Annotated in this window: 19 protein-coding genes; 16 read left to right on the forward strand and 3 right to left on the reverse strand. The window is 41.6% G+C overall.

The window, feature by feature from the left end; genetic code table 11:
- The first annotated feature begins 132 nt into the window (after nucleotides 1–132).
- From HXT51_RS05490 to HXT51_RS05535, 10 genes are all read left to right on the forward strand, one after another.
- Nucleotides 133–1,125: a CPBP family intramembrane glutamic endopeptidase gene (locus HXT51_RS05490; RefSeq protein ID WP_415692650.1), complete on the forward strand. Its 993-nt coding sequence runs from the start codon at nucleotides 133–135 to the stop codon at nucleotides 1,123–1,125.
- Between the two features lie 197 nt (nucleotides 1,126–1,322).
- Nucleotides 1,323–2,726 (forward strand): homoserine dehydrogenase, encoded by a 1,404-nt coding sequence (locus HXT51_RS05495; protein ID WP_421776362.1) that lies wholly within the window; start codon nucleotides 1,323–1,325, stop codon nucleotides 2,724–2,726.
- Nucleotides 2,727–2,745: 19 nt separating this feature from the next.
- A complete protein-coding gene (locus HXT51_RS05500; RefSeq protein ID WP_421776363.1) occupies nucleotides 2,746–3,822 on the forward strand; it encodes a homoserine kinase in 1,077 nt (358 codons plus the stop codon).
- A 33-nt stretch (nucleotides 3,823–3,855) separates the two neighbouring features.
- Nucleotides 3,856–5,307: a Maf family nucleotide pyrophosphatase gene (locus tag HXT51_RS05505; RefSeq protein ID WP_421776364.1), complete on the forward strand. Its 1,452-nt coding sequence runs from the start codon at nucleotides 3,856–3,858 to the stop codon at nucleotides 5,305–5,307.
- Nucleotides 5,308–5,697: 390 nt separating this feature from the next.
- On the forward strand, nucleotides 5,698–6,525 hold the full coding sequence (locus tag HXT51_RS05510) for a KilA-N domain-containing protein (RefSeq protein ID WP_421776830.1): 828 nt from the start codon (nucleotides 5,698–5,700) through the stop codon (nucleotides 6,523–6,525).
- A gap of 360 nt (nucleotides 6,526–6,885) precedes the next feature.
- Nucleotides 6,886–7,152: a hypothetical protein gene (locus HXT51_RS05515; RefSeq protein ID WP_421776365.1), complete on the forward strand. Its 267-nt coding sequence runs from the start codon at nucleotides 6,886–6,888 to the stop codon at nucleotides 7,150–7,152.
- Nucleotides 7,149–7,439: a hypothetical protein gene (locus HXT51_RS05520; RefSeq protein ID WP_421776366.1), complete on the forward strand. Its 291-nt coding sequence runs from the start codon at nucleotides 7,149–7,151 to the stop codon at nucleotides 7,437–7,439. Before HXT51_RS05515 ends, HXT51_RS05520 begins: the two co-directional genes overlap by 4 nt.
- Nucleotides 7,440–7,687: 248 nt before the next feature.
- Nucleotides 7,688–7,912, forward strand: a complete 225-nt coding sequence (locus HXT51_RS05525; protein ID WP_421776367.1) for a hypothetical protein — start codon at nucleotides 7,688–7,690, stop codon at nucleotides 7,910–7,912.
- A 33-nt stretch (nucleotides 7,913–7,945) separates the two neighbouring features.
- A complete protein-coding gene (locus HXT51_RS05530; protein ID WP_103084656.1) occupies nucleotides 7,946–8,233 on the forward strand; it encodes a toxin-antitoxin system antitoxin subunit in 288 nt (95 codons plus the stop codon).
- A gap of 249 nt (nucleotides 8,234–8,482) precedes the next feature.
- Nucleotides 8,483–9,583, forward strand: a complete 1,101-nt coding sequence (locus HXT51_RS05535; protein ID WP_421776368.1) for a hypothetical protein — start codon at nucleotides 8,483–8,485, stop codon at nucleotides 9,581–9,583.
- A 179-nt stretch (nucleotides 9,584–9,762) separates the two neighbouring features.
- Here HXT51_RS05535 and HXT51_RS05540 read toward each other — a convergent pair whose 3' ends face one another.
- A complete protein-coding gene (locus HXT51_RS05540; protein WP_421776369.1) occupies nucleotides 9,763–10,050 on the reverse strand; it encodes a type II toxin-antitoxin system RelB/DinJ family antitoxin in 288 nt (95 codons plus the stop codon).
- Between the two features lie 283 nt (nucleotides 10,051–10,333).
- Between HXT51_RS05540 and HXT51_RS05545 the strand changes: the two genes are divergently transcribed.
- Nucleotides 10,334–11,509 carry a hypothetical protein gene (locus HXT51_RS05545; protein ID WP_421776370.1) on the forward strand — a complete coding sequence of 392 codons (1,176 nt, stop codon included), beginning with the start codon at nucleotides 10,334–10,336 and terminating at the stop codon, nucleotides 11,507–11,509.
- 91 nt (nucleotides 11,510–11,600) lie between these two features.
- On the opposite strand, the gene HXT51_RS05550 is transcribed toward HXT51_RS05545, so the two are convergent.
- Complete coding sequence (locus tag HXT51_RS05550; RefSeq protein WP_421776371.1) at nucleotides 11,601–12,542, reverse strand: AEC family transporter; 942 nt, start codon at nucleotides 12,540–12,542, stop codon at nucleotides 11,601–11,603.
- A gap of 1,771 nt (nucleotides 12,543–14,313) precedes the next feature.
- Here HXT51_RS05550 and HXT51_RS05555 point away from each other — a divergent pair.
- From HXT51_RS05555 to proB, 5 genes are all read left to right on the forward strand, one after another.
- Nucleotides 14,314–17,526, forward strand: coding sequence for an Rne/Rng family ribonuclease (locus tag HXT51_RS05555; protein ID WP_421776831.1), 3,213 nt, complete (start codon nucleotides 14,314–14,316; stop codon nucleotides 17,524–17,526).
- A 182-nt stretch (nucleotides 17,527–17,708) separates the two neighbouring features.
- On the forward strand, nucleotides 17,709–18,017 hold the full coding sequence (gene rplU / locus HXT51_RS05560) for a 50S ribosomal protein L21 (RefSeq protein WP_004111933.1): 309 nt from the start codon (nucleotides 17,709–17,711) through the stop codon (nucleotides 18,015–18,017).
- A gap of 33 nt (nucleotides 18,018–18,050) precedes the next feature.
- Entirely contained in the window at nucleotides 18,051–18,302 is a 252-nt protein-coding gene (gene rpmA / locus HXT51_RS05565; RefSeq protein WP_103084659.1) for a 50S ribosomal protein L27, read from the forward strand.
- A gap of 199 nt (nucleotides 18,303–18,501) precedes the next feature.
- Nucleotides 18,502–20,172 (forward strand): GTPase ObgE, encoded by a 1,671-nt coding sequence (gene obgE / locus HXT51_RS05570; protein ID WP_421776372.1) that lies wholly within the window; start codon nucleotides 18,502–18,504, stop codon nucleotides 20,170–20,172.
- 119 nt (nucleotides 20,173–20,291) lie between these two features.
- Nucleotides 20,292–21,437, forward strand: coding sequence for a glutamate 5-kinase (gene proB, locus HXT51_RS05575; RefSeq protein ID WP_421776373.1), 1,146 nt, complete (start codon nucleotides 20,292–20,294; stop codon nucleotides 21,435–21,437).
- 111 nt (nucleotides 21,438–21,548) lie between these two features.
- Here the strand turns inward: proB and HXT51_RS05580 are convergent, their stop codons facing one another.
- Nucleotides 21,549–23,147 (reverse strand): helix-turn-helix domain-containing protein, encoded by a 1,599-nt coding sequence (locus HXT51_RS05580; protein ID WP_421776374.1) that lies wholly within the window; start codon nucleotides 23,145–23,147, stop codon nucleotides 21,549–21,551.
- Nucleotides 23,148–23,237 lie beyond the last annotated feature (90 nt).

A 23,237-nucleotide genomic window follows, 5' to 3' on the forward strand; every position in this document is an offset into this window, starting at 1 on the left:
CTAAGCTAAGTTAGGATAATCTAATTGCAGTTGGGTTAGTTTAATCTGGACTAATTGAAGTTAAATCAAGTTAAGTAGATTAAGTAAAAATAGTTATAAAATCCGAAATTTACATATATGAGAGGAATAGCAATGTTTGAACACGAACGGGATAAAATTTATGCTGTAGCTAAGCGTAATCAGTGTATACTTGGCGCTTCGTTGTGTTTATTGCTCATTGTTTGGATTGCTGCTTCTTTTGCTATCAAAATATTTTTTGATATGTATTCGTTAGAAAAAGTACTTGGAAGTTCACTATACACATTCCTCATATCTGATATTTCGCAATATGCTATTGCTTTGCCGCTAGCTTTAATCGTAATGCATTTTGTCCCAACTCTACGAGTGAAACAAATGCCTATGAAATTCAAGCATTTTATTGGATTCTTCTGCGTGAGTATTCCAATCATGTTTTTGGGTAATATCATAGGCGTAGTAATGTCTTCTGCTATTTCTGGTGGAGGCGCGGAAGATCGAGTATCTGATCTCATATCTTCAAGCGATACTTTAGAAACCTTCGTCTTTGTTGTTATTTTGGCGCCACTTGTAGAAGAGTTTCTGTTTAGAAAACAGCTTATTGACAAGCTTCGCGTATACGGAGAAAAACGAGCTATAGTATTTTCTGCTTTAGCGTTCGCTCTATTCCATACAAATCTATTCCAATTCTTCTACGCATTTGGCTTAGGCTTAGTGTTTGGCTATATGTATATGCGTACTTCGCGACTTCGTTACACCATTTTCTTGCATATGATAATTAACTTCCAAGGAAGTATCGTTGCCATGTGGTTGGAAAAGCAGCTGGTTGATGCAAGCGGAAATATGATTGACGTAGAAAAGATGTCGAGACAGGAATTAGCTAGCCTGCCAACCGGTTTTATTCTAGCTGGAATTTATGGGATGTTTATGATTGCCATGCTTATAGTAGGCGTTGTTTTGCTTATTCGCTGCCGTAAGTATCTTGTATTCTTTGAATCGCCTAAAGAATTATCTAAAAAAGATGGAATTCGTACGTTGTATGGCAATATTGGAGTTATAGCATTTCTTGCGATTACAGTATTCATGAGCGTAGTTTCCGTTCTTTTATGAGAGATGAGTTTTGTTCTTTTGATTGATCGAGACTTTTTGATGGATCGAGACTTTTTGCGACTTGGAACTGTTGGATTCTTGTGGTGATGTTGTTCGATGGTTGCTGAATTTTATGAGCGCTGAATTGAATGAGCGCAACTTGATAATCGTAATTTTATAAGTGCAAATTATAAGTGCAAATTTTAGTAAGGGTTGATATGACACAAAACAATACGAAAACTATTCGCGTTGGATTGCTTGGCGCAGGCACGGTTGGTTCGCAAACTGCACGACTTATAGTTGAGCAGAGTGAAGAGCTTGCGGCTAGAATTGGCGCAAATATTGAGCTTGCAGGAGTTGCATGCTTGCATCCGGAAGAAGTTGACGCTCCTTGGATTAAGCGTGAATTATTAACTACGGATACTGCCTCTTTGTGCGCTCGCGAGGACGTTGATATTGTAATCGAGCTTATTGGCGGACTTGAGCCTGCGCATACTTTTGTAAAAAGCGCGCTGAGTCACAAAAAATCTGTTGTGACAGCTAATAAAGCGCTGCTCGCAAAGTTTGGTCCGGAATTATATGAGTGTGCAGAAAGTCACGGAGTTGACTTGTACTTTGAGGCGGCTGTAGCAGGAGCGATTCCTATTGTTCGACCGCTTCGAGAGTCACTTATTGGTGACGAAATTACGCAAATTTTCGGAATCGTAAACGGAACTACTAACTATATTCTTGATGAAATGACTGTGCGCGGACTTGATTTTGACTCGGCTTTACGCGCAGCTCAAGAAAAGGGTTATGCGGAAGCGGATCCAACTGGAGATGTTGAAGGTTTCGACGCTGCAAATAAAGCTGCGATTCTTGCGACTCTCGCATTCCAAATGCCAGTAAGCATTGACGATGTTTCCGTTGAAGGAATTAGTGCGATTACGGCTGAAGATATTGCAGCTGCAGGTGCGGAAGATCGTGTAATTAAGTTGCTTGCGGCAGTTGAAAGGCATGATGACGGCGAGTCGAACACAGATGGCGGCGTAAGCGCAGATTGCGGAGTAAGAGCAGATGCTGGAGTAAGCGTTAGTGTTTATCCGGCTCTTGTTAACGCGGAACATCCTTTGGCATCGGTTCATGGCAGTTTCAACGCTGTGTTTGTGAAAGCTCAAGCTGCCGATGACTTGATGTTCTACGGACGCGGTGCCGGCGGCGCTCCAACTGCCAGCGCTGTTGTTGGAGATGTTGTTAGCGAAGCTAGAAATATTGTGCGCGGATGCTCCGGTTTTGGCGTGCCAATGTACAACAAGTATGTGCCGGCTTCTAGCGAGAAAACTAAAGCAGATTTTGTAATTCGTTGCAACATGGAAGATACTTCTTTGGCGTTGTGCAGCGAAGTTATGGATGTTTTTGCAGATCATGGCGTTGCAGCTGAGCGTTTGGCTTCGGCATGCCAAGCTAAGTATGCGCAAACTAATGGTGATTCGGATTGCCCAGAGTGCGGTCTTGGTGGTCCTGGCAGCATGCGTGTGCTTGTGCGCGAATGTTCGGAAGCTGCGGTTCAAGCTATTTGCGAGGATTTGCAGAAGTTGGACGTTGTGTGCGGAAAGCCTCTAGTTTTGCGCGTTATAAAGTGAAAAGCGAGAAGGTGATTGTATGAATCCAGTATGTAATAGTGTTTCCGTGCGCGTGCTAGCAACTAGCGCAAATCTTGGTTCTGGGTTTGATACAGCCGGTATTGCGCTTGATTATGCGGATTCTTTAGTATTTACTCTGGATGATAATCAGTCTAAAAATTCGCTTGATTCGCTTGATTATGCTGGAAATGTGCGCGTAATTATTCACGGCGAAGGCGAGAATACGCTTCCAAAAGATGAAACGCATCTAGTTGTATCGACTTTTCGCAAAGCTTGCAAAATATTTGGTTTGCCAAACTTACGATTTACGTTAGAAGCGCATAATCAGATTCCGCAAGCGCGCGGTATGGGTTCGTCTGCAGAAGCGATTGTGGCTGCTGTTGCTGCTGCCTGGGCTTTTGCGCATGAAGGTGATCTTAATCGCGAAGCGATTTTCGAAATCGCGGCCGCAATTGAAGGCCATCCAGACAATGTTGCTCCTGCTGTTTTTGGCGGGTTGACGATGAGTTGGAAGCTTGATGCTGGGGAAGGCAAAGGCTCTGTGCGTGTGGCTGGAGATTGTGAAGCTCCGCTTTCTACCGGTTTTCATACGGTACGATACAAAGTTTCGCAGGATATTTCTGTGTCGGTATTTGTTCCTGATTTCGAGCTTTCTACAGAGCTTGCTAGGCGTGCGCTTCCGGCAAAAGTGCCGTATGGTGACGCAATATTTAATGTATCGCGAGCTGCAATGTTACCGGTTGCTTTTGGTGAGTTAAATAGTGATTCTGAAAATAAATTAGGCACAGTAAAATCTTATATTTCGCGAAATGCGTTACTTTTTGCAGCAACTCAAGATGCTCTTCATCAAACGTATCGTGCAAATCTTATGAAAGATTCGTGGAAGCTTGTGGAGACGTTGCGCGAACATGGTTTTGCGGCAGCGATTTCGGGAGCAGGATCGTGCGTTGCTGTATTTTATGCAGGAGACGCTGAGTATAAAAAGAGTGCGGCTCAAAAAATCGACGCAATTGCAGAGCCGTGGCTTTCGCGCACAGGCTGGCGCGTTTTGCATGTGCAGGTTGATTCTAATGGCGTTGCAATAAATCGCGAATGATTTGTGCGAAGTTGTAAAAAGGAAGAGTAAGATATGACAGTTTCGTTGATTTTGGCCTCACAGTCTCCAGCGCGTAGAGCGGTTTTGGCGTCGGCTGGCGTGATTCCGGTAATTCACGTAAGCGAAGTGGATGAGCCGGCTGCTTTGCGTGATGCCGCTAGTGAGCGAGGTACAAGCGTTGAGCAGTTGAGTGCTGAGCAGCGAGTTTCTATTTTGGCTCGCGCAAAAGCTAAAGCTGTGTACAATGCGTGGAAACTTGTGGCAGATGCGGCGGCGAGTGCTAGTGGCGATTTAGTTGTGGGGTATCCGCTGGAAGCTAAATCTGCTGAATCTGAATCTGCTGAAACTGAATCTTCTGAAACTTCTGAATCCTCTAATAATGTTTTAGCAAGCGATTCGCAATCAGATGTAACGCATAACGTAGATACGGCGCAAACTCGCGATTTTTCAGGCGTTACTGTTCCTACAAAAACTTTCGATATTCACGATTTTGCGTATACGAATAAATCTTCTAATGATTGTAGCGGTGTGCTGATTGTTGGCTGCGATTCTATGTTCCTGCTCGATGGCGAATGCTACGGAAAGCCGCATACTCCAGAAGTTGCGTTTGAGCGGATCAAGCAGATGAGCGGAAAAACAGGACAATTGTGGACTGGTCACTGCTTAATCGACGCAAAAACCGGCAAAACTGTTTGCAAAACAAGTCATGCAAGTGTAACTTTTGCGCAAATGAGTGACGCGGAAATTCGCGCGTATGTAGCAACTGGAGAGCCTCTGGAAGTTGCAGGATCCTTTACGCTAGAAGGTTTTGGTGGAGCTTTCATTGAAAGCATTAATGGAGATCCGCACGGTGTTCTTGGAATCAGCTTGCCGCTGCTTAGGCAGATGGTTTCGGAGCTTGGATACGCTTGGCCGGATTTGTGGAATAAGGAAAGCTTGGAAGAAGTTGGCGAAAAGAACGATCCGACTTCCACAGAGGTACCTAAAGAAAATGTGCACCAGCCGGGAGATGGCTGGGTGCATTGCAATTGTGGTCGCAGACACTGGGGTCATAACGGTGCTGCAGGAGTGCTGCTTGCTAGGAGAGATGCAGAAACTGGTTGCGTTACGCACGTTGTGATGCAACATCGCGCGCTTTGGAGCGCCGAAGGTGGCACTTGGGGTATCCCTGGTGGCGCAATTTCTGATGGCGAAAGTGCGATTGAAGGCGCATTGCGTGAGTCTTTCGAGGAAGCAAATATTACTTCGGGAGATATTGAAGTTGTTGGAGCTTACCGCGAAGATCACGGAAACTGGCGTTATACAACGGTTTTTGCGTTTGAGAAGCCTGGGCATAGTGTGGATCCTTGCGCGCATGACGACGAGAGTATGGAAATTAAGTGGGTGCCGATTGACGACGTGCCTAAGCTGAAGTTGCTTACGGCAATGCGCACGGATTGGCCGTCATTCCGCGCTCGCCTCGATTCGCTCGCTTCTCAAAAGTAGCATCGCGAAGATAGTTGTTCGAAGGTAGCGTCGCGAATATAGTTGCGCAAAGAGATCTGCGGTTTGGAAGTAGACTTCCAACTTGCGAAATTTTATTTAGAGTATTGTTTTGGGAATTAACTTTTTTGTTTTGTCTACGTGTTTGCGTTGCTTTTAATCTATGAAATCTTATAAAATCATATTTATGCGCTGATGCATGCTAGTTTTCTGCTAGTTGTTAGAAGTTTATGGCTTTGCGAGATTTTGTAGTTTTGTTTGTGATTTAGGGGTTTTGTGTTAAGCGCATAGAAATAAAGCAAACTAAGCAAGTAAATAAAATAATTACGTAAAAAACTTGCGCAAAAATTAGGGGAATATTATGTCTAATATGTCGAAAATTAAAAAGAAACTATTGAAGCAAAAGGCTTTACAATTCAGGTTTATACGGAAGATTTTAGGAATGATTACGTTAGTTTAACCGATATTGCGAGATATAAAAACAAAGAAGAGCCTAAAGATGTTGTTAAAAACTGGCTGAGAGTGAAGAATACTATTGAGTTCTTGGGATTGTGGGAGAGTATTAATAATCCGGATTTTAAAGGGGTCGAATTCGACTCCTTTAAGAATGAGGCTGGTTCTAATGCTTTTACTTTATCTCCTAAAAGATGGGTAGAATCAACAAATGCTATTGGCATAGTTTCCAAATCTGGTAAGTATGGTGGAACTTACGCTCATAAAGATATAGCATTTAAGTTTGCGGCTTGGATTTCAGCAGAATTCGAACTATATATTATCAAAGATTATCAAAGACTTAAATCTGATGAGAACTCAAGGCTTTCGCTGAATTGGAATTTGAATCGTGAGATTTCGAAGATTAATTACAAGATTCATACGGATGCTATTAAGGAATATTTGTTGAAGGATTTGACTTCTGAGCAGTTGATGTATAAGTATGCAAATGAAGCAGATTTGTTAAATGTTGCATTGTTTAATAAGACTGCTAGACAATGGAGAGATGCAAATCCTAAGTCAAAAGGCAACATTCGAGACGAGGCGAGTATTAATGAACTTCTAGTATTGGCGAATATGGAAAGCTATAACGCTGTTTTGATTTCTAAGGGTTTGCCACAGGCTGATCGAATGGTGGAACTTAGAAATTTGGCTCGAACGCAGATTTTATCTCTTGAGAATTTGAATAATTCTGGAATAAAGAGTTTGGATTCCGTGATAAAAAATTGAGTTTAATCACTTTTAATTCTGCGCGCTATTTCCGCTTTTTGTTGTTGATTTTGCCATTTTGAGCAACATTTTCGGTAAAATCTTCCCGATTTTGCATGCTTTGCGCTAAGTCTAAAATCGCGCGATACTCTTGATTTCGTGAAAAATTGCCCTAAATTTACCTTTGATTTCGTGAAGATTTAGAGAAATAATACCTTGATTTTCGTGAAAATCCGGCATATTTTTACCTTTGATTTCGTGAAATGCATATGGCAAAACCGTAGTGTTTTCAACGCTTTTATGTTAATGAATACTTTCAGTATGTCGCTTGTTGTTTTTTCTTAATTGTTGATTTGTATGCTGTAGTGTATGCTGTAGTGTATGCGCATTATTATTCATCCTCATGCTCGCACTCATGGACTTGCAAATAAGCAAATCATTGAAGCGTATGAAACTGGATCAAATGGTGCAATTATTAGATATAGAGACCGTATTGCAGAACCGCCGCGATGGGCAACAATAGGATTTGATAGCGACGGTCATGAAATAGAGCTTGTTTTTGTAAAGCTTGAAAGCAATGCAATACTTATAATTCATGCCAATCGGCTTACAAAAGGATTTTTACAAGAGATAAGGGATGCAAGATGAGTGGTAATACGTATACGGCAGAAAACGGATTCGTTATTACGGACGATATTGTTGATAAGTGGGCTAAGGAAGCAGAAGACAATTTTTCTGGTGCTATTGTTACAGAGTTTTCTGGAAGAGCTTGGGAAGATGAAACTCAGCCATTGAAGCCGCGTACTGTTAGGTTGAGTGATACTGTTTGGCATTTAATTGAGGCTGATGCGAAGCGTAGAAAGATGACTGTGAGTGCGTGGACTAGAAAAGCTATACTTAACGAATTATCTAATGAAGTAGCTGCGCAAAGATAGTTGCGCGAATGTAGCTGCTCAAAGAGATATGCAGTTTGGAAGTAGACTTCCAAGTCGCGATAGGGTTGTTATTTTCGTTTTTTTTTTCTTGTGTTTTTATGTGTAGGTATGTTGATGAACTTTAATGCAATGTGATAACATTTCGTATACGAAAATATTGAGAGTTGGAGATATTATTTATGAAGGTTTTAGTGCATCCTAGAGTTATTCGAAAGCGACCTTGGCTCAGAGAAACTGAAGTGATAAATATGTGGAACTCATCATGTAGAGAGCTTCCCAGACAAGGTGAATATGAGCCTAGTCAAATGCTTTCACTTGCGTGGGATTCGCGCGGAGTTATTACAGAACTTATTGCATATAAGGGTGAAGATGGGGAATGGATCATTTTTCACGTCGCTCCTGCAACTAAAAAGTTTCTTGCTGAGATGGGATTTAGCCAAGAAGAAATTAGACAAATTTTTGGTAGAAGATAATTGGAATATATCTACGAGATAGTAGGAGTAATTATGGATAATTTTCGCGGTGAAGGTGGCGTTGATGTCACTGATGAAATGCTTGATAAATGGGAAAGCGATGCCGAAAAAGGCATCTATCATGGGAAAGCTGGCAATTTGCATATTAAGAAGCCTCTTGGTAGACCTCCTCTTTATGAAGAAGCTATGTTGCCTATAACTTTCCGTATATCTGTTGAGGACGCTGAGGCTTTAAAAGCTTCTGCTGATAAGCAGGGTGTGAAGGTAGGTGATGTTGTGCGAGAGGCGTGCAAATTGCTTCTTGCTCAGCATGCATTGTGATTGCATAGTGTGAGGTTGTTTTATAGCATCGATTAAGTCCACAATCACTGGGTAATGCGCCTGTGTTTGTGGACTTTTTTAATAGGGAAGTATTGAGTTTTTTAATGTTACTGTTTGTGGGGTTAATTTGTTGATGGAGGTATAATAATCTGACAGTTTTGTTGGATGATTCTTATCGGCTGACTGTTTTATTTGGGAGAGATTTTTAACAGTGAGTGTTATGGCGAGTGTTAGATTTGGAGGTTTGTTATGAGTGATTTCAATGATGGTGTTGATGATTATCGGGGCAAAAATCAGATGAATGGTGTTGCTGGTAATGATGCTTCCAGTAGTGTTGTTGCTGATAATGCTGGTTATTCTCAAAATTCTCAGGCGTATGGTCAGGCGTATTGTCAGTCGGCGCAGAATCATGATCAACCGATGCAGCAGCAGCCTCAGTTTGTTAGTCCGTATGGTCAGTCAGTTCAACCGCAGATGAATCCACAGCAGATGAGTCAGCAGCAGTTTGGCCAGCCGCGTATGAGTCAGCAGCCTCCGTATGGTCAGCCTCCTATTGGTCGCTCGTATCGCGGTGCTACTTTTGCTCCTAGAGCTGGTTATGTGAATGGTAGGTTTAATCCTGCTTATATTGAAGAGCAGGCTCGTAAGTTTTATTCTACATGGAATGCTAAAGAAAATATTTCTTCGATCATAGTTGTTGTAATAGTAGCGATTAACACCTTTTGTATTACTAGTTTTATTACAGGGTCTCGTGGCATTGATTTCTGTTCTAATGCATCGGGAATGATTAGAGATATTCTTAAATATAATAACCTACAGCAGGTTTTGTTTGAAATTCTATGTTATGTGGAATATATGCTTGCATTTGTAATAATACTTAGTTTTTCGCAAATCTTACGTAAAAGATTCTTTACTGTTTCAGGCGGCGGTTTTGTTGCTGTTAGTGTATTCTTGGCACTATTTTTTAATTTTCATACTTTTGGAACTATTGGATACGATATTTTGGTCTATTTTCTGAAATCTGCCGCTATTGTTATTTTCTTTGCTTTCGCAGAAATATTGCAATGGCTTATAACCAAATATCAGCCTGTAAGTAATTTAAAATATATGATTGTTAATTTCATATCAGTTATAATTTTCTGCATTGCTAATGCTATTTTTGATATTTGTATTAATAATTGGTCTAATTTTGAACCATCATCAATCTCGAGTTTATTATTAGGTGAAGCAGTATTCTTTATTCTTGCGATTCTTATGTTGGTGTTTGTTACATGTCTTTTAGCTTGGTCGCTAAAGGTTTTAAAGCTTGCGAAGTTCCTTAATCCAGAACGTGAGATGATGCATTTATAAGCGTTTTCGGACACACGCGCAGTTTTGATTGTATTATCGCGCGCGCCTTGATTCTATAGCATCGCGAAGGTAGCTGCGCAAAGAGATCTGAAGTTTGGAAGTAGACTTCCAAGTTGTGTAAGGCAAATTGATTTACTAAGCCGAATTCACGTAAAGTATGTGGTTGATTGGCTGATTTACTATTTATCGTCGTAATGGCCTTTGCAGTCGTGCTCTTCGAGCTTGATGGTGCCATTTTTAACGCCTTCAATCTGCGATTTTAAATATGCTTGATTTGATGGTGAGTAAAATGGGTCTAACGAAAAATCTAATGGTATTCTTTTTTCGCGACCAATTGTTTTGATAAACACGTTCAGTGCGGCGCTCATAGAGATTCCGAGTTCTTTGCAAACTCGTTCCGCGTTGAGTTTGTCTTCTTTCTTTGCACGAAAGTTTACGTTTACTATATCTGTTGTTGCTGTAGTCATTTTGATTCCTTTGGTTGGTTTTGTACTTTTCTCTTGTATAAATGTATGCCATAATTATATATGGTGTAACGTAAATGTCATTAATTATGCAAGCAATTGTTGATTATTTTGGTTTGTATACGGAATGCTGAATGTACTTATTCAGTTGCGTAGTTTGTGTGGTTTGTGGGGTTAATTTGTTGATGGAGGTATAATAAGCTGACAGTTTTGTTGGATTGTTTTATCGTCTGACTGTTTTATTAGAGAGATTTTTAACAGTGAGTGTTAGATTTGGAGGTTTGCTATGAGTGATTCCAACAATGGTGTTGATGATTATCGGAGCAAAAATCAGATGAATGGTGTTGCTGGTAATGCTGGTTATTCTCAAAATGGTCAATCGTATGGCCAATCATATTCTCAGTCGTATGGTCAGTCGGCGCAGTATCATAATCAAATGCAGCAGCAGCCTCAGTTTGCTAGTCCCTATGGTCAGCCAGTTCAGCCGCAGATGAATCCACAGCAGATGGGGCAGCAGTTTGGTCAGCAGCAGTTTGTCCAGCCGCAGTTTGCTCAGCCGCGTATGAGCCAGCTGCCTCCGTATGGTCAGCCTCCTATGGGTCGCCCGTATGGTCGTCCTGCGTATGGTGGTGTTCCTATGGGTCGTCCGTATGGAGGTGCACCTTTTGCGGCTAGAGCTGGTTATGCAAATGGTAGGTTTAATCCTGCTTATATTGAACAGCAAGCTCGTAAGTTTTCTTTTAGGTGGAATGCTAAAGAAATTATTTCTGCAATTATAGTTGTTGTCATAGCGGCGATTTTCGCATTTGTTTTCAATTTTTATAATTTTGAAATTAGTTCCTTTTTTGATTCACGGTTACAAGAAGTCTTATCAATAGATTTTTTTCTTGATAATATGCGGTTGATTAACTATATTGAGAAAGATATTTTTTCTTGCATATTTCCGCTTGCAATAATGCTTAGTTTTGCTCAAGTATTACGTAAAAGATTCTTTACTGTTGCATGTGGTTTAGTAGTTTTTGTTACTGACTTTTTAGCATTTGCGACATATTACATATTAAATTCGTCGCATTTGGAACATATTTATTATGTAGTGTTAATCTATTTTAAAGACTTATTTTGGCAACGTTCATCGATAGTTATTTTTATGATTCTTGTAGAACTACTACAGTGGGTGATGACAAAATATAAAGCTGCAAGTTTTTGGAAATATATTCTCATAAATTTCATAGCAGCTGTAATTGGTTATATTTATTATCTTGTTGTTACTATACTCGGTATACATAACGCTTATTTAAATTTACCATATCTATTTTCAGAATATTTCTTAATAGAAGCAGAAGGATTCTTTATTGTTGCAATTCCTGTGTTGATAATTTTGCCATGTCTCATAGCTTTGCTGTTAAAGGCTGTAAAGTTCACGAAGTTCCTTAATCCAGAGCGTGAGATGATGCATTTATAAAAGTTTGCTTATAGCAAGCATTTATAAAGAATACACCAGTGGTATGTGTCCAGAAATGTGCACATACCATTCGTATCAGTCGCTTCTAAAGTCATCCTAAAAGCGCTGCGATTACCGCAATAAAAATCGGGCTAGTAATAGTTGAAAATAGTATGCCGTCGCGAGCAAAACTCAAGCCAACATTGTATCGGGCAGCGTAATTGTACACGTTTTGACCAGTTGGAAGCGCAGCTAACACAACGCACGCATACAAAGTTGCTCCGCGGAAACCCATAACAAAATAAGCCAACAAAAACGCAACAATTGGCATAATCAAGTTTTTCAGAATCGCAACTGCAGCAATGGCAGCGCGATTGGAATCCTTTTGCAAAGGCTTGCTGCCATAAAGAGACATTCCGAAAGCCATTAAAATCATTGGAACTGCAGAATCTCCAATCATTTTAATAGGATCGTAAAGAAAATTAGGAACAGGGAAATAGCCAACTTTTGCGGAAATTGCAGAAATAATAATTCCACCAAGCGAACCAATTAAAAGTGGCTGCTTTAAAGGCTGCTGTGCAATGCGCTTAAGTGAACATTTTCCAGTAGTTGTAATGTCGAGAACCGTCAAACCAACAGGAGTAAACACGGCCTGTTGCATAACCAAAATCGGAGCAACAAGCGCAGGATTTCCTAAAATATACGTTGCAACAGGAAGGCCAATATTGTTCGAGTTTAAATAAAGCGAATTAAGCGCACCAATAGTGCAATCAGATGCAGGAAGATGGAAGAATACGCAATTTAGCAAAACAAAAATTAATCCAACAATCATTGCAGAAAAGAATGCAACAAAAATCGAAGAATGAAAAATCTCAAAAATTGGCTGTTTGGAAAGAATTGCAAACATTAAACAAGGGCTGGAAACGAAGAAACTTACGCGATTTAATACCATCTGAGCTTGAGGTCCGCCAATACGCATGCGTGCTGTAATATATCCAGCTGCAATTACTATGCCAATTACGCAAAAACCTTGCATAGCGCTTATTAAGCCCATTTGAGCCTCCGAATTATGAAAGAGATATGTGAAGCAATCTTTCAGTTTCATGAGATACTATAAACGTGTTATATAACTTACAACAGTTTTAGTGTAGTTTACGTGTAGTTTCAGATATTTTACGAGAACTTTTAGATAGTTTTTTGAGCAGTTTAAGATGCTTTGTGTGTAGTTTTATACACTTTATGGCATACTAGAGAGCGGTGGCACTGCAAGCCGCCATAGCGTCCGATGGCGTCGATCCCCTTGCATGAGTTTGGCGAGGCTTGGTGTCCGCTGTCCGCGCAGTTAGACTTTGTTGAGAGCTTGAGAATGTTGGTGTATGGCGTAAGCATGCCACATCTCGGCCAGGAATGCGAAACGATTGCAGCGTTTCGTGAGGATTATTGTGCCTGATATAACGAAAGAAAGCTTCAATGAGAGCGAAGCTGAAAATAGTAAATCGTCTGTAGAAAATGTTTCTGCAGATACTTCCGCGACTTCATCTGAGGATAAGTCTGTAGCCAATCCTTCAGTATCGTCTTCAGTATTGTCTTCAGTATCTTCGGAGACTCAGTCTGAGACTTCATCTGCTACTCAATCAACTAAGGCTTCTTCATCTGCAGCTCAATCTGCGGATGTTTCTTCCGCAAAAAATGTAGTTGAACACGTTGTTAATGTAGTTTCGTCGTCTAATGACGGTTCATCAACTTCGCGTCGCCGTAGCGGTCGTAGAGTAGTGCGAGTTGCTGGTGCTGCTGGGGAAGCTATGGAATTGCACGTTGAAGGCAGTAAGAAGGAAAACTCGTCATCTGCAGGTTCTATTACTTCTTTGCTTTTCCGTGAACCTGTTTTACCTCAGCGCGCTAAAGAAGAAACAGATAATTTAACTAGTGATGACGATTCTTATGAAAACGATCGTCGTAAATCTAGGAATAGTAGAGATACTAGAACGAGCAGTGGCGCTAGGGCTAGTAGGGATAATCGTAATGATAGCAGTCGTGAAACTCGCGCAGATAATCGTAGTGCAGATTCTAGTGATTCGCTAAATAGAACTAGTGATTTGCGAAAAGAAGAGCGTGATAATCGAAGCAAACGCAATAATCGTAATGATCGCAATAATAGAGATGACTTTAATAATCGTGTTGATCGAAACAATCGCAGAAGCAAGCATAGAGTAAATCTTATTGATGATTCGCAAGATGACTTAAGAAGCGAAGTACGTGAAGATGGTCGCGATGCTGGCCAAGATATCAGGGAAGATATCAGGGAAGATCGTCGTGGGAGCGCTCGTGAAAGTCGTTTGCGTACTCGCTCAAATCAGGGACGTTTGTCTAGAAATCGTATGACGGAAGATAATTCTTCTCGCTCGCGTTCTCGCAAGAATTTGAATAATTCTAACGGTGATTTCAGATATCGTGATGATGATTTTAACAATAATTACGATGATTATAGAGATTACGCTGATTCGGATTATAAGGATAAGGATTCGGATTATATAGGCTATAGGGATTCAGATTACAAGGATTCGGATTACAGGGATTCAGCATATAAGTCTTCATATGGCAGAAGCTATGGCCGTTCCAGCTATAAAGACGATTATAGAAGTGGCAATTACAAAAGCAATTATGACGCAGATTATAACGGCGATTATGTGAATGATTCAGACTACGATTCCGATTACTCTGATGGTTATTCGAATGGTTACGCGAAAGATTACGAGAGTGATTATAGAAGGAATCGCTACGATGATTATGATGATTCTGACGCGAGCAATGGCCAAGATTCGTCTATTAAGCGTCGCCGTAGAAGAAATCGTTTAGATAACAAGTTAGATAACAATTTAGATAACAATAGTGAAGCTGATAAATCTTCTAGTAGAAGATCGGCAAATCGGTCTAACAAAAATATCAAGGATTATAAGTCTTTTGAGGGTATGGATTTTGACGATTTGTCTTTAGAAGATTCGTTTGATTCTTCATTCAGTAAGGCTGAGGGTAAAGCTGAAGGTAAGACTGCGAATAAGTCTTCAAAGTCATCTAACAGGTCGTCTAATAAGTCTGAAAATAAATCTTCGGAAGATTTTGCGAATAATTCTAACGACGAGAATATTTCTAACGATGAAAATGGCGCGAATAGTGCGAATAACACGAATAGTTCCAGTAATGAGTCTAATGATTCATTTGATAATTCCTCTTCTAAGCGTTCGCGTAAGAATCGTCGTATGAATGCTTCAGAGCGTAGGGCTGCGGCTGAAGTTGAGCAAATTGAAGAAGATTTAGAATATGATGACATCGTTTATTCTCCTATTGACAGCAAAATCGAAGATACTATCGATATAAGCGATTTAATTAATAATGGTGCGAATCTTGAAAAGGGTTCGCGTCGTCGCCGTCGTAGAAATAGAGTAGATGATTCGCAAAATAATCTAAGCAACTCTGATAATTCGGATAATTTCGGGAATTCGGATAATTCTGACGATTCTAGTGTTTCTGAAAATTCCAGTTCTAATGAAGATAAGAAATCTAATTCATTAAGTTCTCGTAGGAATAATAGAAATATTGGCAGGAGCGAATCCGCTAATTCAGATGGCGGAGATAATGTAGATGAATTTGCAGAATCTGATTCAAATAATGGCGCTAATGGCGATAATGATGAGGAGGAAACTCTTTATACGCGTCGTCGTCGCCGTCGCAGATCGTCAAGAGCTGATAAATCTTCTAAATTAGCGTCAGGGAATTATGGCTCTGATTCTGGATCGTCTTCTGTTTCTGTTTCTGATTTTGATTTTAGTGATTCAGAAAATGACGATATAGATATTGACGAAATTGAAGTTTCGCAAGAAGATCGCGATTTGATACCGGATCCAGAAGAATTACGTGCGCAAGATGAGGAGGAAACTCTTTATACGCGTCGTCGTCGCCGTCGCAGGAATTCCAGGAATGATGATTCGTCTAGCTCGTCTAATTCGTCTGATGTATCTGATTCATCTTCGAATGATGATTCTTCTTCGAATGACTCAAATATGGTTCGTCGTTCGCGTAAACAGCAATATATTGACGAAATTACAGATATTGAAGGATCTACGAGACTTGAAGCAAAACGTCAGCGTCGTCGCGATAATAGGCGTGAGCGTAGTCGCCAAAACCTCATTATGGAGCAGGATTTCCTGGCTCGTCGCGAAAACGTAGATCGTTTGATGATTGTTCGTGAGCGTGATAGTCATACTCAGATCTCAGTTATTGAAGACAATATTCTTGTAGAACATTACGTTTCAGATATACAAGAAGTTGCTACTGTTGGCAATATTTATCTTGGTCGCGTGCAAAACGTGTTGCCAAGTATGGAAGCTGCATTCGTGGATATTGGCCAATCTCGAAATGGCGTTTTATATGCTGGTGAAGTTAATTGGGATATGACTCGATTGGAAGGCCAGCCTCGACTTATTGAATTGGCGTTTAAGTCTGGAGATCCTGTTCTAGTGCAGGTTACTAAGGATCCTATTGGACATAAGGGTGCGCGTTTAACTTCGCAAGTAACTCTTGCTGGTCGATTCCTAGTATTGGTTCCTTCAGGCGGTATGACTGGCGTTAGTAGGAAGCTTTCAGATCGTGAGCGCTCGCGTTTGCGCGGTATCGTTTCGAAGATTGCTCCAAAAGATATGGGTGTGATTATTCGTACTGCTGCTGATGGTGCTAGTGAAGAAGCGATTTCTAAAGATTTAGAGTCGTTAGTTCGTCAATGGCAGCGTATTAGTGAAAAGCGCGAAGAATTCTTACATGGCAAGCGTCCTAAATTGTTACAAGGCGAGCCTGATGTTGCAATTCGCGTTGTGCGAGACATATTCAACGATGATTTCCGAAAGTTGATTGTTGAAGGTGAAAGCGTTTATCACCGAATTGATGAATATTTGGAAATGATGGCTCCTGACTTGAGAAGCAAGGTTGAGTATTGGGATCCTGTGGATCATGAAGGCAGGGATGTGTTCGATAAGTGGCAGATTGATAGTCAGCTGCGTAAGGGCATGGAACGTCAAGTTTATTTGCCTTCTGGCGGATCTATCGTGATTGATCGCACGGAAGCTATGACAACGATTGACGTTAATACAGGACGATTTATTGGTCGCGGTAAATCTTTGGAAGAAACTGTTACGCGATGCAATTTAGAGGCTTCTGAAGAGATTGCTAGACAGTTGCGTTTGCGTGATATTGGTGGCATGGTCATGATTGATTATGTTGATATGGTTATGCCTGCTAATCGCGATTTGGTTTTGCGCCGTCTTGTTGAGTGTTTGGCACGAGATCGTACTAAGCATCAAGTTGCGGAAGTTACTTCTCTTGGACTTGTTCAAATGACTCGTAAGCGAGTTGGTCAGGGACTAGTTGAAGCGTTTTCGGAGGAATGTCCGACTTGTAAGGGTCGTGGATTTATTTTGCACGATGAGCCAACTGTTTCTTCAGAATATGCTGATCCTTACGCGCTTAAGGGTGGAGATCCGTTTATTAAGACGAATAAGTATGGTCATGGAACTTCTGTAGAGCCTGCTGCTCCTAAGCCAAAGGGTTCTAGTGCGGATGTTCGTGCGAAGCTGGCTCGTATTGCTGCGGCTGCTGCGAGTATGTCAGTTGACGCTAATGATGTTGCGGAATCCTCTGATAACGTGAGTGATGCGACTGAGTCTACTTTGGTTGAGTCTACTGATACTGAGTCTGCTGTGGCTGAATCCACTGATGCTGAGTTCACAGCGACTGAGTCTAATGATGCTATTGGTGTGACTGAAGCTACTGAAGTGACTGAAGTGGCAGGTGCAACTGAAGCTGAAGTTAGTACTGAAGATGCTTCTGAAGTTGCAGGCGATTTTGCGGCTGATTCTGAAGAAGATACGCAAAATGAGACTGGTGAAAATTCTGAATCTGTTGATTCAGACGAATCAACAGAAGATACAATAGATCACGAAGATTCACAAAATGCTTCTACTTATTCTACAGATGAGCAATCTGAGTGAAGTCTGAATGAATAAAGTATATGCCATGAGTAGAATAGTGACTATTGTCTAATTCGGCTTGAGAAAACACCTTCTTGACGTTAGTACATAGGTTGGTGTATTTTAGATAGTCGGTGTCTGAGCGCAGGCTTAAGTGCTGCGTGTTGGGCAAAATAAGCTTTCCAGATAGCAAGGAACAGATTATGTACGCGATTGTGAAGGCCGGTGGCCATCAGGAGAAGGTTGAGGTTGGAGACGCCATCCTCGTTAACCGTCTCGATGCAAAGAAGGGCGATACCGTGGAATTCCCGGTCGCGCTCGTTGTTGACGGTGCTAAGGTGACCTTAAGCGCTAAGGATCTTGCAAAGATCACAGTGAAGGCTGAAGTCTTGAATGACGAAGCCAAGGGTCCAAAGATTAGCATTATGAAGTATAAGAATAAGACTGGTGTGGCTCGTCGCAAGGGTCATCGTCAGAAGTTGACTCTCGTCAAGATCACGGCCATCGCCTGATTGACGGTGTTATAAACCTGAAAGGACAGCAAGATGGCACATAAGAAGGGTGCGTCTAGCTCGCGCAACGGTCGCGATTCACAGGCGCAATATCTTGGCGTTAAGAAGTTCGGCGGTGAAGCTGTAGTGGCTGGCAACATTATCGTTCGTCAGCGCGGTACTAAGTTCCACGCAGGCCAGAACGTTGCTTTGGGTAAGGATCACACGCTGTACGCTTTGGTGGACGGCAATGTGAAGTTCGGCGTTCGTCGCGACCGCAAGGTTGTTGACGTTGTGACTGCCTGAGTTTTAACTAAACCTAAGCAATTTCGACAGTAGTCGATAGTAAAACGTTTAAGTCGCACCCCGATCGGTGCGGCTTTTTTATTCCGGTATAAGATTCTGAGTTAGATTCAGAGTTAGCTTATTCAATTCGTGTTTAGCTAGTCAATTTAGCTAGTCAATTGAACTAGTCAAATTTAGATATTCGAGTAAGGTAGCAGGTATGAGTGATTTTGTAGATCGCGTAACAGTGCATGTGAAAGGCGGCGACGGCGGAAATGGTTCTGCTGGCGTACGTCGTGAAAAGTATAAGCCGTTAGCAGGCCCTAATGGTGGCAATGGTGGAAACGGTGGGTCGGTTATTTTCGTAGCTGATCGTAATGCTAATAGTTTACTCGACTATCGCTTTATGCCGCATCGCAATGCTGAAAACGGAACTATGGGATTAGGTGATACAAAAGATGGCTCACAGGGAGCTGATTTGATATTGCCGGTGCCGGTTGGAACTGTGATTTTCACTGCTCGCGGATCTGCTGGAGCATCTAAGCGCCCAGGAGAAGTATTAGCAGATCTAAATAAGCCAGGCAATCGATTTGTAGCTGCTGCTGGTGGTGCCGGCGGACTAGGAAATGCTGCTCTTGCTAATAAAACTCGCCGCGCTCCGGGATTTGCTCTTTTAGGAGAGCCAGGCGAAGAGCGTGACGTAATCTTAGAGCTTAAATCAATTGCAGACGTGGCTTTAGTTGGATTCCCTTCCGCAGGAAAATCAAGCCTAGTTGCCTCGATTAGTGCAGCTAAACCAAAAATTGCAGACTATCCTTTTACGACTTTAGTGCCAAATCTAGGAGTTGTAAGTTTTGGTAATTATCGCTACACAATTGCAGATGTTCCAGGCTTAATTCCGGGAGCTTCTGAAGGAAAAGGCTTAGGTCTTGAGTTTTTGCGTCATATTGAGCGTACGGAAATTATTGCGCACGTAATTGATTGCGCTACTTTAGAGCCTAATCGTGATCCTATTAGTGACTATCATGCTCTTGAGCATGAGCTTGCGCAGTACGCTGATAAGCTTGAGCTTCCGTTGGGTGCGATTCCAATTCCTGAGCGTCCGCGCATTATTGTTCTTAATAAAGTAGACGTGCCTGAAGCTAAAGAATTGGCTGATTTTGTACGCGGTGAATTTGAGAAAATGGGATTAACTGTATTCGAAATTTCCACCGCATCGCATGAAGGCTTGAAAGAGCTTGGTTTTGCGCTTGGGCGAATGGTTGAAGAAATGCGCGAGAAGCTCGCTGCCGAGGAAGCCGCGCGTGAAGAAGAGCGTGTTGTTATTCAGCCTCTTGAGCAGTCTGCATCAACATTGCGTAGACGTCGTGATGATGGCCGTGGCAATAGTGCAGACTTTACTATTGAGCGCGAGGAAGACAGGAACGGTGATTTTTGGTTCACTGTTACTGGTGCAAAACCTGAGCGTTGGGTTGTTCAGACTAACTTTGACAATGATGAAGCTGTTGGATACTTGGCAGATCGTCTTGCGAAGCTTGGTGTTGAAGATGAGTTACGCAAGAAGGGCGCGCGTCCTGGAGATGAGATTAGGATTGGCCGCGGAAATCGTATGGTTTGCTTTGATTGGGATCCAAGTATTGCTGCTGGAGCTGAAGGCTTAGATGGCGCTAATTTGGGTGCTCGAGGTAAAGATTTGCGACTTGAAGCGAATGATCCGCGTGGCGCAAGGCGTACTAATGCTGAGCGCAGACGCGATTATCACATTATGATGGATGCAAAATCTGCTGTCCGCGATGCTATGATGGCTGAGCGCAAATCTGGACACTGGGCTGATCCGTCTGTTGATGATGATCGTCATGACGAAAATAGTTTATTTGGCCGTGGCGAGTAGTGCAAAATAGGACTAGTAAAAACTGTAAAGTTCAGTAAAGCTCAGTAAATCTAGTAAAAGCCAGTAAATATTAGAAAAGTAAGAGTAGTAAAACAAGAAGATACATAAGGGGATGGTATATGAGTAGTCAAGCAATTGATCCTACCGAAGAGGGGGTTCGGAGTTCAATTCGCGAAGCGCACACCATTGTAGTAAAAGTTGGTTCTAGTTCTCTTACAGATTTATCCGGTCATTTGGACGTGCAAAAATTGCGTGCTCTCGTTGCAGCTATTAGTCACGCTCAAATGTCTGGAGCCAATGTGGTTCTAGTATCTTCTGGCGCTATTGCAGCAGGATTTGGATTGCTTGGCTTTAATGAACGTCCTAAAGATGTACCAACTCAGCAAGCGACAGCTTCTGTTGGTCAAGGTCTGCTTATGGCTCAATACGAGTCTGCTTTCGCGCAATTCGGCTTCCGCGTAGGTCAAATGTTACTCACTGCGGATGTCACTATTTCTCCATCTAGATATAGAAATGCTCAGCGTACCATGCTACGTCTGCTTGAGCTTGGAATCATTCCTATTGTCAATGAAAATGACGCTCTTTCAAGTAATGAAATTCGTTTTGGAGATAATGATAGGTTAGCTTCTTTAGTTGCGAATATTGTGCGAGCGGATGCTTTAGTTTTGCTTACGGATGTTGATTCTTTGTATACTGCGCCTCCTAGCGAACCGGGTGCTAAACGTATAAGTTTTGTGCCAGATGTTAATCGTGCTTTAGAAGAAGTGAAAGTTGGCTCTAGTGTTTCTGGAGTAGGAACTGGGGGTATGGTTACGAAGATGGAAGCAGCGCATGTTGCTGCTGTTTCGGGTATTCCAACTGTTCTTACTTGTGCAAGTAATGCTGGGCCTGCGCTTGCTGGAGATGCAGTTGGCACTGTGTTTGCTCCGATTAATTCGCGCGATTCTTCTAGAAGACTGTGGATTGGTTTTGCTTCTAATCCTAACGGAACTTTAATAGTTGATAGTGGTGCTGCAAAAGCTGTGCGCGGTGGTCGTGCAAGCTTACTTGCGGCTGGTATTGTGGGCGTGCGCGGCGATTTTTCTGCGACTGATCCGGTGTGGATTGATGACGAGCAAGGCAATCATTTAGCTAGAGGCTTAGTTGCTTTTGATTCAGAGGAAATCCCTGAAATTATGGGGCTTACTACTGATGAGCTTGAGGAATCGCTTGGGCGACAGTATGCACATCCAGTTGTGCATCGCGACAATCTTGTGCTTGTTTAAGAATTTCGCTCGCCTTGAGATTGTGCTTGTTTAAGAATTTCGCTTGTTTAGCTATCCTGCTTTCTTAGCGTTTGCAGATAGAGATTTGTTGATTTTAAATTCTCGCAAAGTCTAATGCGAATCGCGTATACGCCCAATAGTAATAGCTGTTTGTAAAACGTACGCTGCACGTGGATCTGTTGCATCCCATCCTGTTGTTTGTGCAACTTTACGCAAACGGTATCTCACAGTGTTTGGATGAACATTTAACTCGTGTGCTGTTTGATCAAGAGCGCCGCCAAATCTCAAGAACATATCAATAGTAGACAAAGTAGGATCATCTTCGCTATAAGGCGCTAAGCTTTGATAAACCGAAGTATACAAGGTATCTATAGCTGAAGAATCGCCAATAAGTGCTCTTTCTGGGAGTACGTCGTCTGTGTGAATAATATTTGGCAAATGATTAACTGACGGAGCCACTGCAAGAGACGCAAGAGTTGCGGTGATTTCTGAAGATACTTGACTGACGCTTTTAGCTATTGAACTAATAACAATCGGTTTTTTCGACGGCTCAAATATGCTGCATAGTTTTTCTAAAGCTTGTTTAGGCGGATCTTCTCGAATAGCAAGAATGACGATATGCGATGGTGAAGCGAATCCGTTGTTTTCAAAATCGTTATTATCGTTTTTGCTTTTACTTTTATTTTTTTCTTCTTTAGAGTGAACTATCGAATTAATATTCCAAGCTGAAGCTATGCGTTCTATAGCGTCGCTTTGTACGCTCTCAACTATAGCGTCATAAGCATTGCATGAGCTTAGCATTGGCCAAATAGTCCTGCGTAACGTGTCTGTATTGTTTGGTGTTTCATGCGTTACTACGCGTCTAGTTGGGCCATTGTCCTTCTTTTTAGCAGCTCCATAAGTGCCGGCAATAACAATAATCTTAGGGTTGTTAGGCCATTGTAAGAGATGCATTAATGCGCTTACTCTTTGATCTGCAATACCGTTCATAAGACATGTTGCAATAAGAGTATGCAAGCGAAGTCTTGTTGCAGAATCGAAAACTTGACCGTCTCGATTGTCAAAAATACCTAATTTTTCTTCACTAGAAGGAGCTGTTGGTAATACTGTGAAATGTGGTGTATCGTCACCGTTAGTTTTTTGACTATCTTTAGCGTCTTTGGCGTTTTTGGAATTTTTGTCGTCTTTAGATTCCTGATTCTTTTGAGAATTTCTAGAGCCAAAATGCCAAAGATGATGTTTGCGTTTTTTAGTCGGTTCTTCTGAAGTAGTTGATTCTTCTGAGGTTTTTTGATTTTCGTAATTAGTTTTGTATGGCGATTCAGAATTAGATTCAGAATTTATAGAAGATTCATAAGAATCAGGATTTGCTGTATTTACAGGATTTGTTGTATTCGTGGTTGCTACAGAGGATGCAGATAATTCAGCGTTATTTGAGTATGCGTTATTTGATGCGCCTTGGTATGCACTACTTTCGTATTCGCGATTGGATTGATTGTATTGATTGGACTGCTCGGATTGTTTAGAGTGCTCTGACGCATAAATACTACTTCCGTCAGCTTTAACTCCTGTTAAAAGTGAAAGAAAATCTATATCTAAGCTAAGTGATTGAGGAATATCATTCCTAGGCGAAATCGAATCGCCTTCTGCTAGAGACGTATGATTCTTATCGTTAGAATCATTGCTCTCTGCGCAAATCGCGTCACTCATTTCACACCTTTGTTATCGTTCGTTTAATAGAATATTTAACTTCTATTTTATTAGCCCAAGTTTATTCTGTTTATTCTTTTTTATTTTGTT

Origin of the sequence: Gardnerella sp. KA00255 (assembly GCF_049244095.1) — a bacterium.
GTDB classification, from domain to species: Bacteria; Actinomycetota; Actinomycetes; order Actinomycetales; family Bifidobacteriaceae; genus Bifidobacterium; species Bifidobacterium vaginale_F.

Bases quoted from the DNA above. Each gene is read 5' to 3' on its own strand.
- proB (WP_421776373.1), top strand. From the start codon at position 20,292: ATGAGTAGTCAAGCAATTGATCCTACCGAAGAGGGGGTTCGGAGTTCA.
- HXT51_RS05495 (WP_421776362.1), top strand. From the start codon at position 1,323: ATGACACAAAACAATACGAAAACTATTCGCGTTGGATTGCTTGGCGCA.
- HXT51_RS05500 (WP_421776363.1), top strand. From the start codon at position 2,746: ATGAATCCAGTATGTAATAGTGTTTCCGTGCGCGTGCTAGCAACTAGC.
- HXT51_RS05550 (WP_421776371.1), bottom strand. From the start codon at position 12,542: ATGGGCTTAATAAGCGCTATGCAAGGTTTTTGCGTAATTGGCATAGTA.
- HXT51_RS05515 (WP_421776365.1), top strand. From the start codon at position 6,886: ATGCGCATTATTATTCATCCTCATGCTCGCACTCATGGACTTGCAAAT.
- HXT51_RS05535 (WP_421776368.1), top strand. From the start codon at position 8,483: ATGAGTGATTTCAATGATGGTGTTGATGATTATCGGGGCAAAAATCAG.
- HXT51_RS05530 (WP_103084656.1), top strand. From the start codon at position 7,946: ATGGATAATTTTCGCGGTGAAGGTGGCGTTGATGTCACTGATGAAATG.
- HXT51_RS05540 (WP_421776369.1), bottom strand. From the start codon at position 10,050: ATGACTACAGCAACAACAGATATAGTAAACGTAAACTTTCGTGCAAAG.
- HXT51_RS05520 (WP_421776366.1), top strand. From the start codon at position 7,149: ATGAGTGGTAATACGTATACGGCAGAAAACGGATTCGTTATTACGGAC.
- HXT51_RS05545 (WP_421776370.1), top strand. From the start codon at position 10,334: ATGAGTGATTCCAACAATGGTGTTGATGATTATCGGAGCAAAAATCAG.
- HXT51_RS05490 (WP_415692650.1), top strand. From the start codon at position 133: ATGTTTGAACACGAACGGGATAAAATTTATGCTGTAGCTAAGCGTAAT.
- rpmA (WP_103084659.1), top strand. From the start codon at position 18,051: ATGGCACATAAGAAGGGTGCGTCTAGCTCGCGCAACGGTCGCGATTCA.
- HXT51_RS05580 (WP_421776374.1), bottom strand. From the start codon at position 23,147: ATGAGTGACGCGATTTGCGCAGAGAGCAATGATTCTAACGATAAGAAT.
- obgE (WP_421776372.1), top strand. From the start codon at position 18,502: ATGAGTGATTTTGTAGATCGCGTAACAGTGCATGTGAAAGGCGGCGAC.
- HXT51_RS05505 (WP_421776364.1), top strand. From the start codon at position 3,856: ATGACAGTTTCGTTGATTTTGGCCTCACAGTCTCCAGCGCGTAGAGCG.
- HXT51_RS05525 (WP_421776367.1), top strand. From the start codon at position 7,688: ATGTGGAACTCATCATGTAGAGAGCTTCCCAGACAAGGTGAATATGAG.
- rplU (WP_004111933.1), top strand. From the start codon at position 17,709: ATGTACGCGATTGTGAAGGCCGGTGGCCATCAGGAGAAGGTTGAGGTT.